Raw genomic sequence first — 14,863 nt, 5'->3', positions numbered from 1 at the left:
GGCACCCTCATATGACGCAACGCAAAGGCATCATCCTGGCTGGAGGCTCCGGCACCCGGCTGCACCCCGCCACCCTGGCCATCAGCAAGCAGTTGTTGCCGGTGTACGACAAACCCATGATTTACTACCCGCTGAGCACGCTGATGCTGGCGGGCATTCGCGACATCCTGGTCATCAGCACGCCGCAGGACACGCCGCGGTTCGAGCAGCTGCTGGGCGATGGCAGCCAGTGGGGCCTGAACCTGCAATATGCCGTGCAGCCCAGCCCGGATGGCTTGGCGCAGGCGTTCATCATCGGAGAGTCCTTCCTGGCCGGTGCGCCCAGTGCGCTGGTGCTGGGCGACAACATCTTCTACGGCCACGACTTCCACGAACTGCTGGGCAACGCCCAGCAGCGCGCGCAAGGCGCCAGCGTGTTTGCCTATCATGTGCAGGACCCAGAGCGTTACGGCGTCGCCGAGTTCGATGCCAGCGGCAAGGTGCTGTCGCTGGAAGAAAAGCCTGCGCATCCCAAGAGCAGCTACGCTGTCACAGGCCTGTACTTCTACGACAGCCAGGTGGCGCAGATGGCCAAGGGCCTCCAGCCGTCGCCACGCGGTGAACTGGAAATCACCGACCTGAACAGGCTGTATCTGGAGCAGGAACAACTGAGCGTGGAGATCATGGGCCGTGGCTATGCCTGGCTGGATACCGGTACGCATGAAAGCCTGCTCGAAGCGGGCCAGTTCATTGCCACGCTGGAGCATCGTCAAGGACTGAAGATCGCATGCCCCGAAGAGATTTCTTGGCGGTCCGGCTGGATCGATAGCGAGCAGTTGGCCCGCCTGGCGCAACCCCTGTCCAAGAACGGTTATGGCCAGTACCTGCAGCGCCTGTTGAACGACAAGGTCTATTGATCCGCCATGCAAGCTATCCGGCAATCCATCCCCGACGTTATGCTGATCGAACCCAAAGTGTTCGGTGACAGCCGCGGTTTTTTTTACGAGAGCTTCAACCAACAAGCGTTCTGGGCGGCCACAGGGGTCCAGTGCGACTTCGTGCAGGACAACCATAGCCGCAGCAGCCAGGGCGTGCTGCGTGGCCTGCATTACCAATTGCCTCCCCGGGCGCAGGGCAAGCTGGTACGGGTAGTGCGTGGAGCCGTGTTCGATGTGGCTGTGGACATCCGCAAGGATTCTCCTACCTTCGGTCAATGGGTGGGCGCGCTGTTGACGGAGGACAACCACCGCCAGCTTTGGGTGCCCCCAGGACTAGCGCATGGTTTTCTGGTGCTTTCCGAGTCGGCCGACTTCCTCTACAAGACCACCGATTACTACAGTCCTGAGCACGAGCGCTGCATCCGCTGGGATGATCCGCAGCTGTCCATTGCCTGGCCTTCCGTGGAGGCAGTCATTCAACTGTCTCCTAAAGATCAAGCGGGACGCTGGCTTGCAGAGGCGGACCTTTGAACACTCCTGCGGTGCAGGCTGCCGGGGCGTCCGGAGCCGGTGCGGTTCCAGCCACGTTGAGGGTTGCAATCCTGGGCGCGCGGGGGATTCCAGCGAGCTACGGTGGATTTGAAACCTTTGCGGAGCAATTGGCGATCCGCTTGGCATCCCGTGGGCACCAAGTCACGGTCTATGCGGAATGCACAGACCAGCCGGTGGCAGATGCCGTCTACCAAGGCGTCCGCGTTCGCTCTCGGCGACGGCCCCGGTGGGGGGCCGCGTCGGTGCTGGCCTACGACTGCGCCTGCCTTTGGGACGCTCGCCGGGGCTATGACTTGGTCTATATGCTGGGCTATGGTGCCGCTTGGGCCTGCTGGTGGCCCCGGGTGTTTGGAGTGCCCGTCTGGATCAATGTGGATGGGCTGGAATGGGCCCGCAGCAAATGGGGCTGGGGTGCGCGGACTTACCTGCGCTGCATGGAGTGGATGTCCACCAAGGTGGCTACGCGCCTGATTGCAGACGCCGAGGCTATCGCTCAGCGGTTTCGCCAGAAGTACCCATCGGGCGCTCCTACCAGCTTTATTGCCTATGGTGCGGAGTTGGTCCCGGCCGAAGCGACCGACCCCTCGGTACTCGCCGCCTGGGGCCTACAAGCGCACCGCTACATGCTTGTGGTCGCTCGACCAGAGCCGGAAAACCACATTCTGGAGATTGTCCAGGGCTACTTGCTGCATGGAGGGGACTGGCCTCTCGTGGTGGTGGGAGAAGTGTCGGGCACCACGTCCTACCAGCGGCAGCTGAAGGCGCTGGCCAGTGAGCGGGTGCGTTTTGTGGGTGGCATTTACGATACCGCTCAACTTCAGAGCCTGCGTGTGCATGCCGCCTGTTACCTGCACGGCCACTCTGTGGGAGGGACCAACCCGTCGTTGCTGGAAGCGTTGGCCTGCGGTAATTGGGTCATTGCCCATGACAACCCCTACAACCGGGAGGTTGCGCGAGACGCTGCAGAGTACTTCCGCACCCCGGAGCAACTGGCGCGAAGTTTGGACGAGCTGTTTCGCCACGGAGCGGCCCGGCAAGCCCTGCGCGCCCAGCGTGCGCGTGCCGTTGTCTCGGAGCACTACACCTGGGAAGGGATTTCCGATGCCTATGAAGCGCTGATGCGCGCTGAATGCAGACGGGGCAACCTCGCAGGAGTGGCCCAACCGTGAGCAATGGCAACGCTGGCGGGCGTGCTGTCGCGGTGGGATGGGGCGTAGAGCGGGCCAAGTGCATCCAGGGCTCCGAACGGGTGGATGTGCTGCTGGCCACTTACAACGGATCGAAGTACCTCGTGGAGCAACTCGAATCCATTTTGGCCCAAACTTACCCGAATATTCGGATTCTGGTTAGTGATGATGGCTCTACAGATGCCACCGTGGAGATCCTGCGCCAGTACCACGCCCGTTGGGGGGATCGTCTAGTCATCGTGCCTAACCCTTGTGCCGGGAAGGGAGTGGTCCGGAACTTCGAAAACCTCATGTTTGCGAGTTTGAACGATGGCCTGGCCTCGTGGGCAGTGTTTGCTGACCAAGACGATGTCTGGTATCCCGAAAAAATCGCAACGACCCTGGGCGAGATGCTGCGGACAGAAGGTTCTGACGGTTCGAACATGCCTTGCCTGGTTCATTCGGACCTCGTGGTCGTGGACGAAGGTCTGGCGGTGCTTTCCCCGTCATTTGCTCGCTACCAGCGGATGGAGCCGATGACTTGCTCGCCTCTCTCGCTTCTGAGCGTGAACCAGGTAACAGGTTGCACCATGATGGTCAATCGAGCGCTCCTCAGCATGGCCTTGCCCCTCCCAAAGGAAACCATCATGCACGACTGGTGGTGCGCCCTGATCAGCGGCAGCGGGCGAAGGTCATTTATCGACACTCCTTTGATGCTCTACCGGCAGCATGGCGCCAACCAGGTAGGGGCCAAAGACCGAGGATTGACGACTCGGTTGCTGCGCATGTGCACGGATGGCTCCGGGGTCGTTCGTCGGGTGAGGGCCTTGGGCCGTGCGACCTACCTCCAAGCCTTGGCGCTTCAGCTCCGGTTGCGTGAGCGCAAGGCGGATGAGGCCTACGTGTCAGAATACTTGGCTTGGAGACGCCGCCCTTTATGGCAGCGGCTTGCTGGCTATCGACACTATTATGTTGGCCCCGAGCTGGATCGCCTGAGCCGCTGTTTGCTGTGGTTGGAGTGATTGGTCTGTGGGGTGGATCCGATAAATCCCGCGTGTATCTGTCTGGTCGGGAAATATGCAAAGGCGCAGGTAATGAATTCTTCGGCTGAAGTCATCGAAATGAAAAGCGTTGATATCGCTGCGCCCAAGCTGGGGGAAATGTTGCTTGCCGACCAGAAGCTCTCCCGCAATGACCTTGAGCGGGCGCTAGAAGTCCAGCGCTCCATGGGCGGCAGGTTGGGGCGTCTGCTCATCAGCCTGGGTTTGGTGTCTGAGGTGGATGTTTATACGGCCCTCTCGCGTCAGGCAGGATTGCCACTAGTGCGCCAAGATGCCTTCCCCGAACAAAAGCCGCGCACCGCCAGGCTGAATACCAGCTTCCTGCTGGCAAACAATCTCTTACCGTTGGGTGACGCGGACGACCTCGATGCCGATCAGTCCATTCCTGACTTTGCGGCGGTAGACCCCCAGAGCACGCAGCTTCGGGGAGCACTGCGGCTTGTGTTTGGGCAGATTCCGCGAATCTGTTTCGGGCTGGAATCCGAGATCGCCAATCAGTTGAACGAGTGGTATGTGCAGGACCCCGCGCAAGACGAAGAGGGCGGTGGCGACCAGCCCGAAGCGTCAGAGTTCATCGAGCATCTGCGTGACATGGCGTCCGAGGCGCCCATCATCCAGCGTGTGAGCCAGATCCTGGCCCAGGCTGTGGCGGCGCAAGCATCGGACATCCACATCGAAACCTATGAAGAAAAGTCGGTGGTGCGTATCCGGGTGGATGGCGAAATCTTTCCCATCGACGAAATAGACAACAAGGACGCACCGGCGGTTGTTTCTCGCATCAAGATCCTGTCGCAGCTGGACATTGCCGAGCGCCGCATGCCGCAGGATGGTCGCACCAAACTGAGGGTGCACGGCAAGGAGATGGACGCTCGGGTGTCCACCATTCCAACCATGTTTGGTGAGTCGGTGGTCATGCGCTTGCTGGAGAAGAACTTTGACCTGCTCTCCCTGGAAAGCCTGAATTTCACGCCTGCTACGCTCCAGGTCATGCGCCAGATGCTCAGCGTTCCGCACGGCATTTTCCTGGTGACGGGGCCGACCGGATCAGGCAAGTCCACAACCCTGTATGCATCTATGCAGGAACTGGAGGGCGAGAACCTAAAGATCCTCACGGTGGAAGACCCGGTGGAATACCGACTGCAGTGGCTCAACCAGGTGCAGGTGCAGCCCCAGATTGGACTGACCTTCGCCAAGGTGCTGCGCTCTTTCCTGCGCCAGGACCCGGACGTCATCATGATCGGTGAAATGCGCGATGGCGAAACCGCCGAGATTGCCGTACAGGCTGCACTGACGGGCCATTTGGTACTCTCGACCCTCCACACGAACAGCGCTCTGGGCGCCATCGTGCGCCTCATCAATATGGGGGTGGAGCCCTATCTCATCACGGCCTCCGTGGTGGGGGTGCTGGCTCAGCGGCTGGTGCGCAAGCTCTGTGAGCAATGCAGGGCGCCGCTGGCGCAGGAGCAGGCCAACGCGGCGGCTGCCTCCCTGGGCATGCAGTTACCGCAGGGGCAGACCTTGTATCGGGCAGTCGGTTGCTCCGCCTGCCGTGGCACGGGCTATCGGGGACGGGTGGCCATTCACGAACTACTGGTCTTGACAGAAGACGTCAAGAAGGTCGTGTTGGAACGTGGATCATCGCTTGGCAGCGATGACGGAGCCTATGCCGGGGGGAACTTGTTGCAGGATGGCGCCACCAAGGTATTCAAGGGTCTGACGACTGCTGAAGAAGTGTTGCGCGTCGCTCGTCAAAATGATTGATTTCCAATACGAGGGCGTAATGTCCGATGGCAAAGCCTGTCAGGGCTCCATCCGTGCGCCCAATGAAGAGACCGCAAGGCTGCGTCTGATGGGGCAAGGGGTGACCCCCGTGCGCATCACTGATTCCGACCGGGCGTTTTCCCCGGACGCGCCGCAAAGCCGTGGCGCTCGGCTCAAGCGCGCAGACATCCTCCTGTTCAGCCGCGAGATGGCTCATTTGAAGCACGCAAATATGCCCTTGGACAAGGCTCTGGCCATGCTCAAAGAGACGGCCGAAACCGACCGTCTCAAAGTCTTTATTTCCAAAGTCGAAGAGGGAGTGCGCGGGGGGAAATCTCTTTATCAGTCTTTACAGCCGTTCGAGCCCGATCTGGGGCGCCAGTACCTGGTACTGATACGCGCCGGTGAAACCTCGGGCTCACTGCATGTGGTCCTGAAGGAACTGACGGCGCAACTGGAGGCGGATGACAAGCTGCGTAACTATGTCATCTCCTCCATGACCTACCCGGTCATCCTCCTGGTGGTGGCTGTTCTGTCGGTGGTGCTCCTGCTCGCGTTTGTGGTACCTCAGTTTCGGGAGATTTTTGACTCCATGGGCGATAAGCTGCCCTATTCGACGCGAATGGTCGTGAACATGAGCGACGCCATCCGCACGCATTGGATGGTCATTCTTCTGGGTGTGGCCGTGGCGCTGTTCGTGGGCTCGCGCTGGGCGGCGACCGCCACGGGCCGCTTGCGGCTGCATAGTCTTTTGCTGGATATTCCGCTTTTTGGCAAGGTGCTACGCAACCTGCAGTTTGCAGTCTATTTCCGGACATTCGGCATCCTGTTGCAGCGCGGTGTACCCATGGTGGACGCCTTGCGCATCGCTGTGGACACACTCACCAACGCGGCTTTGCGTAAAGATATCGAGCCCCTGGTCAGCTTGGTCAAGTCGGGCAAGCGGTTATCCACAGGTTTTGTGTCACCCTACTTGGGCAAGTCCAGCACACCGCAATTGATTCGGGTGGCTGAAGAAACTGGGCAGCTTGATGCAACCTTATTGGGCCTTGCGGACCGATATGAGGACGAAGGCCGACGGACGATGGGCCGCGTTCTGGCCGCCATGGAACCGTTGATCATTATCGTGCTCGGTGCATTGGTCGCATTTATCATTATCGCCATCCTGGGTGGTGTCTTGTCCATCAATGACACCATTTAGATTTTGTCTTGATTTTTACAAATACGCATGAATATCTCCAATATGAAAAAAATCGCGCAGCCCCGTCTTTCCCGGGGCTTTACCTTGATCGAATTGCTGGTGGTGCTGGTGATTCTGACGTTGCTAGCAGGCTTGGTAGGCCCTAAGGTGCTTGACCAGTTAGGCGGTGCCAAGGCCAAGACGGCCAAGATCCAGATCAACGAGATTGAGCAAAGCCTGGACCTCTTTAAGCTGGATGTGGGGCGCTACCCTAGTGATGCTGAAGGGCTGCGTGCCTTGGTAGAGCGGCCTGCTACAGCGCAGGGCTGGACGGCGCCCTATTTGAAGAAGGGTCTGCCGGCCGATCCATGGGGTGCGCCTTATCAATACAAGAACCCTGGCCGCAATGGTGGGCCTGATGTTTTCTCGCTGGGAGCTGATGGCAAGCCCGGTGGTGACGGTGACAACGCCGACATCTACAACTGACGAGCTAACCAAGCGAAGCGCCCGCGTCGGCTGGTCCATACCACATGAGGAGGTCTGTCCGCGCCCGGAGCGCACACGTACGCTTGGCTGGCTTCACTCTGCTTGAGCTGCTGGTGGTGTTGGTCGTAGCCAGCATCGCTGTGGGGGTGGTGGGTGTGGCAGGACAGTCGTACCTCGAGCGGTCCCGCTACCACCAGACCGTGCGTGACATCACCAGCCAGCTGCGTCAGGCTCGTGCGCTCAGTCTTCAGGAGGGGCGTCCTATCACCGTCAGGTACCGCCCTGAGATTCGCAGACTGGTGGTCGAGGGGGGCGGGTATTTGAACATTCCTCCTTCCTTGGGCGTCCAGTGGGATGTAGCCGAGCGGAATGCTAAAACACCTTCTGAGGCTGGCGTTCCCATTTTTGTCTTCAGCCCAGATGGCGGAGCCCGGGGTGGGCGTCTTGCTGTGCTGAGAGGTGGGCAGGGTGTGGCCTTTCGGGTGAATTGGTTGCTGGGCACCCTTGAGCAGACCGCCGCTGTGTCATGACTGTCTTGCACACCCCTCCGCATCGGCTAGCCTCCTGGATGGGCGTCTGTTCACAAAAGGATCGTGGATGGCGAAAGCTACCCCTGCCGCTGCAGAGGCACCGTGGGTTCAGTTTGCTTGAGGCGCTGGTCGCCATGTCGATTGCCGCTCTTGCACTGGCCAGCCTCTACAGAACCGTGGGGCAAAGTTCAAAAAGCGTAATGGATGTCGAGGCCCGGGTCGAGGCGGCTCTGGTAGCCCGCTCGGCTCTGGCGAGCAGCACCTTCGCCGAAGACATTGAGCGACAGCCCACTGGCGTTGCTGGCGACTGGCACTGGCGCATCAGTCTCCAACCGGAGCAGATTCCTCTTCGGGACGAAGAGGGGCGTCTGGCACCCGGGGCACCGCTGCGCGCAGCCATGGCGACTGTTGAGGTCACACTTGGCAAGGATGGGCCGACGGTAATGACCTGGACCACCTGGAAGCCGTACCGGGCCGTCCAATGAGCTTTATCTTGATGCAAAGAAAAAGAGCGGCACAGGGCTTTACCTTGTTGGAGTTGCTGATCGCGCTGGCGGTGACCGCTGCCGTGGTGGCTTTGATGTTTGCTGGCTTTGGCACGATTGGCCGCTCCGAGGAGCGCAACCAGCGCGTGATGGAACGGTCGGAGCGCATGTTGGTCGTCAGTCAGTGGCTGGGACGCAAATTTGACGGCTTGCGCCAGCTCAGCCGCCGCGATGGCGCTGTGTTTGTCAGTTTTTTCAGTGGCAACGCGGCAGGAGTCATCTGGGTTGCCCCCCTTCCTGAGCGCGGGGATGCGGGGGGGCTCCATGTGTTCCGTGCGACGCCCCTGCGCCATGACGACGGAAGTGTCGACCTCTCTATCGAGGCGGTTCCTTACGATGGTGCGCTGATGGCCCTGGACTGGGGAGGCGCGTTGCGCGAAACCCTACTGAGTGACGTGCGTACGCTTCAATGGTTTTACCAGGATGGCCGTACAGGAGAGTGGGTCCAGCAATGGGACACCTCCAAGGCGGGGTATCCGGCACGTGTCCGGTTAGAAATCGGAGATGAGCGTGGCTTGTGGCCGCCGCTGGTCTTCCCGTTGGCGAGGGCCCGGTGATGGATATGTTTGTGCATTCCCACCGCCGCGAGCGTGTTCACAGCCGCAAGGCCGGTGGCGCTGCGCTGATCATGGTGCTTTGGCTGGTGGCGGCCCTGTCACTGGTGGTTGTGGCTGGGGCTCAGGGAGTGCGCCAGCAGGCACAGCGGGCCTCGCTTGATATGGAGCGCCTGCGTGCAGAATCCGCGCTCGATCCGGCCATTCAGTTGGTCGCACAGAAACTGCTCGCCGATAAAGGCGCTGAAAGTCAGTACCGCATCCAGCGTCTGGCCCTCGGGCAAAGTGACGTCTGGGTCGAAGTCACGCCATCCGGCGGACTCGTGGACGTGAATGTTGCTGGTGACGCCTTGCTGCAGGCCTTGTTCTCACGGGCTGGAGGATTATCTGCCGGAGAGGCGGCCATACTGGCCTCGCGCGTGCGTGATTACATCGATCCGGACGACACTCCGGGCGGTGTCGGAGGCGCGGAAGCCGCTCAGTACCGAGCTGCGGGCTGGCCCTCTTTGCCCCGCAATGGTGCCTTGGATGACATCTCTGAACTGAAGTCGGTCCTGGGAATGACACCCGGGCTCTATGACATAATCGCGCCCCATTTGGGCATCAACGGGCAGCAGCGCATTGAGATCGATTCGGCGCCCCCTGCGCTGATAGATGCCTTGACGGGGCAACCGGGGCTTGGAACGCGCGTTCGCAATTCCCCTCCTGAAACCCGTGCTGGAGTGCTGCTTTCTGGAGCTGCCGCCGAGTTTTTCACCCCCGCACGATCATCAGGGGCGCAAACAGTGCGGTTGAGCGCATATGTGCGCGCAGGCAGTGGCCGCTGGTGGTTGCGCGAGGTGTGGATGGACCTTAGCGAACGCCCCGATGCACTCACTCCCTGGACAACGCTCTCGATAGAGCCAACACGTCGCTTTCTCAAGCCGGAACAGGAATTCAAGCCATGACAGGTCGAGGGCAACTAACTCTTGATGTACAAGCCGCGTTTGATCGTCTGGCCTGGGGGGTGGGCGACCTCAAGCGGCTGCTGGTTGAGCATGGCGCCTGGCCCGCCCCATCAAGTGTGGCCGTGGCCCCGGATGGTGATCGTTGGTCCGTGGTGGGCGAACGTTTGCGCAAGAAGGCTGGTCACCGCAAGGTGGTGAGCGTGCTGGTTCCGGAGTCCGAGTGCCTGTCTGGGGTCGTGCAACTCCCGCCCATGTCACGCAAAGCCTTGAATGGTGCGGTTGAGGAGGCCCTCTGGCGCGTGTCGCCACTGCCACCAGACCAGATCGTTGCCGCCTGGAAGCCAGAGCCCGAGGCGGACGGCTGGGCGGTGCACTGGAGCATGTGCCGCCGCAGTGCGCGCGATCAGCTGTTGGCTCAGCACGGGCTGCGCGATGATGCAATCGTGTTTCTGGAGCGACAAGGGCGCGCATTGCCGGTGCGTGACAAGGCGTGGCAGCGGCGCGCCCTCCGCCAGCGCTGGATGGACGGTGCCGCAGTGTTGCTGCTGCTGCTGTCGCTAGCATCGCTGTCCTTGCCTGCCGTGATGCCCCTGGTGCTTAAGCGCCAGGCAGTGGTCAAGGCTGTGGAGCATGTCAACGTCCTTGTGCCGCAGGCAGATCCGCTGCGCCAGAAGATGGATGAGCTACGGCGACAGGCGGGCCTGGCAGAGGAGCTTCGCAAGAACATCGCTTCCGATGTACCTCTGGCGAGTGTGGTCGAGGGCCTCTCGACCGGCCTGCCAAGCGATACCTGGCTGGACCGCATCGAAATCAACGGCCAAGAAGTGCGCATCACGGGCCTGACCGCCAACGCCACGGAGCTCATTGCGCATCTCTCCAAGCAACCCGCCTTTGCCGATGTGCGGGCCACCGGGGCCAATGTGCGCGACGGAGCGTTGAACAAGGAGCGCTTCACCTTCGAGATGCGATGGAGAGCGGAGGGAGTGAAACCGTGAACAACAAGAAAAACAACATCTGGCTGCAGCGCTCAGTGCTCACCTTATTGCTGCTGCTGCTGGTGGCTGTCGCGGGCACTGCATTGGTCTACCGTTCGCTCTGGGCACGTTATGACAACGCATTGGGTCAGCTTGAACCCCGCAGCGAGCGGCTCGAAGGGGTCGTGAATGCAGGTTCGGACATTGAAAGTCTGCTGGGCACGGCTACCGGGGCGGTGGCCCCGCTGCTGCACCCCGCCGGCGAGACTGCGCAAAACGACATCCAGCAGCAACTTCGCACCATGATCATGGCCTCCGGTAGCACCCTGGTGTCCTCTCAAGCGGTGGTGGAGCCGGGAGTCGATGGCAGGCTAACTCGCATCCGACTGACAGCCACGGTGACGGGAGAGTGGTCCAAATTGGTGAAATTCATGGAAAGCCTGCAGGTACACCGCCCGCCCTTCTGGGTGCGTTCTGCCAACATTACCCGGGAGGGAGGCAGCTCAGGCGCGGGGCCGCAGAACGCCCGCCTGGCCTTGCAGCTGGAGGCTCCCTTGGCGCCGGAAAAGGTGACGCCATGATCAAGCCCTGGCATCTGGTGCCTGTGTTAGCGGCCTCTGCACTGGCGGCCAGTGCCTATTGGTGGCAGGCCGAAAAAGATCGTTGGACACCTCCCGCTCCGCTCAAGCCCGACCTTCCCCAGGTGGATCCGCTGCCTCAGCATGAGCGCGTGCGTGCACTGCGGGCGCTGGAGCGGCCCGTGTTCTGGACGTCGCGCCGTCCAGTAGAGGTGGATGACAAAAAGAACAGTCAGGCACGCGAGATCGCACAGTCCAGATTGACTGCCGTGTTCGAGTCTGGCTCTGAGCGTGTGGCCATTCTGCAGCGGACCGACGGCAGTACGCTCAAGGTCACCGCCGACTCCAAGCCTTGGCGCATTGAGTCATTTGATGGCCGCAAGGCCACCTTCGTGTCTGCGGACGATGGGCGCGTTGTGCGACCCCTCGAAGCGGGCAACCCTCCTGCGGCCAAGACGCCACCCCCAGTTCCTGTCGCAGACCGTGTGCGCAAGCCTGCGGCCAGCCAGTAAGCCGCACAGCCCCAACATTGTGGAGTTACACCCTATGAATCTTCGGCCTTCTATCCTCCTACTGGCGTTGCTGGCTTCAGGCTGTGCAAGCTCGCAGGTGGGGCCTGCTGCCAATCCACCTGCACAGCCAACCCCCATTGCTGCGGCGGGTGACGGCGCATCGGCGAGCCAAGACGGCGCTCAGGTGCCTGTGCCGGTATCCTCTCCCGTGCCGTCTCAGATGGCATCGCCAACGCCATCAGCGGGTGGAGAGCGCCAAGACTTCGGCGCGAGCGATGCGCGTGGGGCGGCGAATGCTGACGCTGATACCAAGCGGCCCGCAGCGACCTCCAAACTTTTCCCCGGTGACGACAAACTCTTCAAGCGCGACGTGTCCCCCAAGGTGGACCCTGTGCTCGCGCGTGGCGACCGCGTAGCGCTCAATTTTGAGAGCGTTACCGTGGGCAATCTGGCCACGGCGCTACTGGGCGATCTGCTCAAGCTCAATTACACGGTGGATGCCGGGGGTGACACCGTCGTGAGCCTGCACACACGCCAGCCGCTGCTGCGCAGCCAGGTGCTGGACGTGCTGGATGCAGTGCTACTGCCGCACGACTTGGCCATCGTTCGCGACAACGCAGGGGTCTATCACGTTACCAAGCGTACTGTCACCCTGGGCGCACGCCCGGTGGTTGGCTCCTCCAACTTCAAGAACCTGGCGGGTGCGGGAACGGTCATTGTTCCCCTCAACCACATAGCAGCCGCTGAAATGGCGAAGATCCTGGCGCCCATAGCCCCCAAGGAGGCGATTGTCTACGTGGACACCATGCGAAACCTGCTGGTGCTGCAGGGCAGCAAGGGCCAACTGGGCGGCTGGCTGGAGATGGTGGAGGCCTTTGACGTGGACTTCCTCTCTGGTATGTCGTTGGGAGTGTTCGTGCTTGAGAACGCCAACGTCAATGTGGTGCGCGATGCCCTGCAGGCTCTGCTGGGCTCCGACAAATCAAGCGATCCGTATGGCGGTACCAGCGCAGCCTCATCGGCGGCGGCTGCCAGTGGTGCCTCTGGCTCGGCGGGCGGTGGTGCGGCGGCTGGCGCCTCGGCGCAACTGGCCAGTCCTCTGGCGGGGCTCATCCGGGTGATCCCGGTGGAACGCCTCAACGCCCTGGTCGTGGTCACGCCGCGTGCCCACCTGCTGACCCAGGTCGAGACCTGGATCCGGCGCCTGGACCGGCCGACCGACACGCTGGAGGCCAGCCTGTTTGTTTACCCCGTGCAAAATGGTTCAGCTTTGCAAATGGCGGAAATGCTCAACGGCCTGTTTGGTGGCCAAGCAGCCCAGAGCGGCAACGCTGGCGCTGGTGTGGCCGGGGGGGCGGCTCCCACGCAGTTCAACCAGGGCGTGGCGACGACGGTGGGAGGCAATACAGGCACTTCCAGCGGTAGCAACAATCCGTTCGCAGGCACAAGCACAGGCTCCAGCACGGGGAGCACCTCGGGTTCGATGGGCCTTCAGTCCATGGCGGGGGGAAGGACATCGCCCAACAACAAGTCGCTCACATCAACCAGCCAGCTCGATGGCAATGTTCGCGTGGTGGCGGATGAAAAGCGCAACGCCCTCCTCATCCGTGCGCCGCGCACCGAATACCGCCGCATCGAACAGGCGCTGCGCGAGCTGGACAAGGCGCCAGCGCAAATCCTGATCGAGGCCAGCATTGTTGAAGTGAGCCTGACCGGCAACCTGCAATATGGCGTGGAGTGGTTTGTGCAGAACTCGCTGTCCAATGGGCGAGAAGGGCAAGCACTCTTGAACATGCGGGACTCGGGCTCCATTGGTCCAAAGCAACCAGGGTTCTCCTACACCATCTTCAACAAGGCTGGCATGGTGCGTGCCACGCTCAATGCTCTGGCGGAAAAATCGCAGGTGCGGTTGCTGTCCAACCCTTCGGTGATGGTGCTCAACAACCACAATGCCACCATCCTGGTGGGGCAACAAACGCCCATCAAGAGCGCCACCTCGATATCCACTGGGAACAACCTGGTGACCGAATCCATCACGTACAAGGATACGGGCGTGATGCTCTCTGTGACGCCTTCTGTCAATGCCGGAGGGCTGATCAGCCTGGATATTTCCCAACAGGTCACCGATGTGGGTGAGCAGGACGGGCCTACGGGTCAGCGTGCCTTCCTTACCCGCCAGATCAACACCCGTGTGGCAGTTCGCTCCGGTGAGCCTATTGTGTTGGGCGGGCTGATTCGCGAGAACGAAACCAACGGCCGCAATGGTGTGCCGGTGCTGTCCAGCCTGCCGGTCGTCGGGGCGTTGTTTGGGAATACAACCAACAACAGCAACCGCACAGAGCTGTTGGTGCTGCTCACCCCCCGTGCGCTCGAAAACGACGATGATTTGCGTGCAGCCAGTGCGGAACTGCGAGATCGCATGCGCTCTCTGTCGCTGCAGTCCCAGCCATCGCCTGCGGGGGCGCACGACGCTTCCTCTCCGGCGGCCAAGCGCTGACAGAGAGTTTGCACTGTTGTTTGTTTAGTTTGATAACCAGGAGGTTTGTTACATGTCACAATCATCCGGCCGCCGCCGTTGGGTTGCCACTGTCGCTGCATCCATCGCCGTTTTGGCGATGGCGGGCTGTGCCACGACAGGTTCGGTATCGCCGTCCCCTGAAGATGACAAGGCGGCTCTGTTAAAGCGCGCCCAGACGTATTGGGACCTCGTGCGCACCAGGGACGCTGTTGCTGCATGGTCCTACGAGCAGGTGTCCAAGGATCAGAGCATGACCCTGGAGGCCTATATCAAGCGTGGCGGTATTACTTATGAGGCCGTCGAAGTGCGCAGTGTGCGCAGTCTTGACGGCGATGAAGCCGTGCTGGATGTGTGGATGCGCTACGGAATTCCCATCCTCCGCTTGAAAAACCAGGAAAACGTGGCCCAAGACCGATGGCGCAGGATTGATGGTGTGTGGCACCATGTGTTGCGCAGAAGCGCCAATTTCCCAGACTCCAAGGACTGAAGCGTAGCTTTGTTGCAACAAAAAACGCGGAATCCGAATTCTGACTGTATTTGGTTGAAAACCGATAGAGCTACCGCTAAGATAGGCCTAACCCA

Annotated in this window: 16 protein-coding genes; all 16 read left to right on the top strand. The window is 61.0% G+C overall.

The window, feature by feature from the left end; translation table 11 throughout:
• Nucleotides 1–11: 11 nt before the first annotated feature.
• The 16 genes from rfbA (at nucleotide 12) to ACT531_RS00805 (ending at nucleotide 14,768) form a co-directional block, all read left to right on the top strand.
• The gene (rfbA, locus tag ACT531_RS00880) at nucleotides 12–896 is read left to right on the top strand and encodes a glucose-1-phosphate thymidylyltransferase RfbA (protein ID WP_476016163.1); all 885 of its coding nucleotides are present in this window, start codon (nucleotides 12–14) and stop codon (nucleotides 894–896) included.
• A gap of 6 nt (nucleotides 897–902) precedes the next feature.
• Nucleotides 903–1,448 carry a dTDP-4-dehydrorhamnose 3,5-epimerase gene (rfbC, locus tag ACT531_RS00875; RefSeq protein ID WP_476016162.1) on the top strand — a complete coding sequence of 182 codons (546 nt, stop codon included), beginning with the start codon at nucleotides 903–905 and terminating at the stop codon, nucleotides 1,446–1,448.
• A gap of 11 nt (nucleotides 1,449–1,459) precedes the next feature.
• Nucleotides 1,460–2,638 carry a DUF1972 domain-containing protein gene (locus ACT531_RS00870; RefSeq protein WP_476016613.1) on the top strand — a complete coding sequence of 393 codons (1,179 nt, stop codon included), beginning with the start codon at nucleotides 1,460–1,462 and terminating at the stop codon, nucleotides 2,636–2,638.
• Nucleotides 2,635–3,657: a glycosyltransferase family 2 protein gene (locus ACT531_RS00865; RefSeq protein ID WP_476016161.1), complete on the top strand. Its 1,023-nt coding sequence runs from the start codon at nucleotides 2,635–2,637 to the stop codon at nucleotides 3,655–3,657. Before ACT531_RS00870 ends, ACT531_RS00865 begins: the two co-directional genes overlap by 4 nt.
• 72 nt (nucleotides 3,658–3,729) lie before the next feature.
• Complete coding sequence (locus ACT531_RS00860) at nucleotides 3,730–5,457, top strand: GspE/PulE family protein (protein WP_476016160.1); 1,728 nt, start codon at nucleotides 3,730–3,732, stop codon at nucleotides 5,455–5,457.
• A 19-nt stretch (nucleotides 5,458–5,476) separates the two neighbouring features.
• A complete protein-coding gene (locus tag ACT531_RS00855) occupies nucleotides 5,477–6,658 on the top strand; it encodes a type II secretion system F family protein (protein WP_476016159.1) in 1,182 nt (393 codons plus the stop codon).
• Between the two features lie 27 nt (nucleotides 6,659–6,685).
• Complete coding sequence (gspG, locus tag ACT531_RS00850) at nucleotides 6,686–7,123, top strand: type II secretion system major pseudopilin GspG (protein ID WP_476016158.1); 438 nt, start codon at nucleotides 6,686–6,688, stop codon at nucleotides 7,121–7,123.
• 44 nt (nucleotides 7,124–7,167) lie between these two features.
• The gene (locus ACT531_RS00845; protein ID WP_476016157.1) at nucleotides 7,168–7,653 is read left to right on the top strand and encodes a GspH/FimT family pseudopilin; all 486 of its coding nucleotides are present in this window, start codon (nucleotides 7,168–7,170) and stop codon (nucleotides 7,651–7,653) included.
• Nucleotides 7,654–7,736: 83 nt separating this feature from the next.
• Nucleotides 7,737–8,138, top strand: a complete 402-nt coding sequence (locus ACT531_RS00840) for a type IV pilus modification PilV family protein (RefSeq protein ID WP_476016612.1) — start codon at nucleotides 7,737–7,739, stop codon at nucleotides 8,136–8,138.
• Nucleotides 8,135–8,755 carry a prepilin-type N-terminal cleavage/methylation domain-containing protein gene (locus tag ACT531_RS00835; protein WP_476016156.1) on the top strand — a complete coding sequence of 207 codons (621 nt, stop codon included), beginning with the start codon at nucleotides 8,135–8,137 and terminating at the stop codon, nucleotides 8,753–8,755. The genes ACT531_RS00840 and ACT531_RS00835 overlap by 4 nt, the downstream gene beginning before the upstream one ends.
• Before the next feature lie 5 nt (nucleotides 8,756–8,760).
• Nucleotides 8,761–9,699, top strand: coding sequence for a type II secretion system minor pseudopilin (locus tag ACT531_RS00830; RefSeq protein ID WP_476016155.1), 939 nt, complete (start codon nucleotides 8,761–8,763; stop codon nucleotides 9,697–9,699).
• Nucleotides 9,696–10,694, top strand: coding sequence for a PilN domain-containing protein (locus tag ACT531_RS00825; protein ID WP_476016154.1), 999 nt, complete (start codon nucleotides 9,696–9,698; stop codon nucleotides 10,692–10,694). The genes ACT531_RS00830 and ACT531_RS00825 overlap by 4 nt, the downstream gene beginning before the upstream one ends.
• Entirely contained in the window at nucleotides 10,691–11,254 is a 564-nt protein-coding gene (gene gspM / locus ACT531_RS00820; protein ID WP_476016153.1) for a type II secretion system protein GspM, read from the top strand. The genes ACT531_RS00825 and gspM overlap by 4 nt, the downstream gene beginning before the upstream one ends.
• Nucleotides 11,251–11,763: a hypothetical protein gene (locus tag ACT531_RS00815; protein ID WP_476016152.1), complete on the top strand. Its 513-nt coding sequence runs from the start codon at nucleotides 11,251–11,253 to the stop codon at nucleotides 11,761–11,763. Before gspM ends, ACT531_RS00815 begins: the two co-directional genes overlap by 4 nt.
• A gap of 220 nt (nucleotides 11,764–11,983) precedes the next feature.
• Complete coding sequence (gene gspD, locus ACT531_RS00810; protein WP_476016151.1) at nucleotides 11,984–14,260, top strand: type II secretion system secretin GspD; 2,277 nt, start codon at nucleotides 11,984–11,986, stop codon at nucleotides 14,258–14,260.
• A 52-nt stretch (nucleotides 14,261–14,312) separates the two neighbouring features.
• Entirely contained in the window at nucleotides 14,313–14,768 is a 456-nt protein-coding gene (locus ACT531_RS00805) for a hypothetical protein (RefSeq protein WP_476016150.1), read from the top strand.
• The last annotated feature ends 95 nt before the right edge of the window (nucleotides 14,769–14,863 follow it).

This window comes from Acidovorax sp. DMC1, assembly GCF_056314325.1.
The sequence above is the reverse complement of the archived record's forward strand: the minus strand, read 5'-3'. Positions and strand labels throughout refer to the sequence as shown.

Bases quoted from the DNA above. Each gene is read 5' to 3' on its own strand.
- rfbA (WP_476016163.1), top strand. From the start codon at position 12: ATGACGCAACGCAAAGGCATCATCCTGGCTGGAGGCTCCGGCACCCGG.
- rfbC (WP_476016162.1), top strand. From the start codon at position 903: ATGCAAGCTATCCGGCAATCCATCCCCGACGTTATGCTGATCGAACCC.
- ACT531_RS00860 (WP_476016160.1), top strand. From the start codon at position 3,730: ATGAATTCTTCGGCTGAAGTCATCGAAATGAAAAGCGTTGATATCGCT.
- ACT531_RS00855 (WP_476016159.1), top strand. From the start codon at position 5,477: ATGTCCGATGGCAAAGCCTGTCAGGGCTCCATCCGTGCGCCCAATGAA.
- gspG (WP_476016158.1), top strand. From the start codon at position 6,686: ATGAATATCTCCAATATGAAAAAAATCGCGCAGCCCCGTCTTTCCCGG.
- ACT531_RS00845 (WP_476016157.1), top strand. From the start codon at position 7,168: ATGAGGAGGTCTGTCCGCGCCCGGAGCGCACACGTACGCTTGGCTGGC.
- ACT531_RS00835 (WP_476016156.1), top strand. From the start codon at position 8,135: ATGAGCTTTATCTTGATGCAAAGAAAAAGAGCGGCACAGGGCTTTACC.
- ACT531_RS00830 (WP_476016155.1), top strand. From the start codon at position 8,761: ATGTTTGTGCATTCCCACCGCCGCGAGCGTGTTCACAGCCGCAAGGCC.
- ACT531_RS00825 (WP_476016154.1), top strand. From the start codon at position 9,696: ATGACAGGTCGAGGGCAACTAACTCTTGATGTACAAGCCGCGTTTGAT.
- ACT531_RS00815 (WP_476016152.1), top strand. From the start codon at position 11,251: ATGATCAAGCCCTGGCATCTGGTGCCTGTGTTAGCGGCCTCTGCACTG.
- gspD (WP_476016151.1), top strand. From the start codon at position 11,984: ATGGCATCGCCAACGCCATCAGCGGGTGGAGAGCGCCAAGACTTCGGC.
- ACT531_RS00805 (WP_476016150.1), top strand. From the start codon at position 14,313: ATGTCACAATCATCCGGCCGCCGCCGTTGGGTTGCCACTGTCGCTGCA.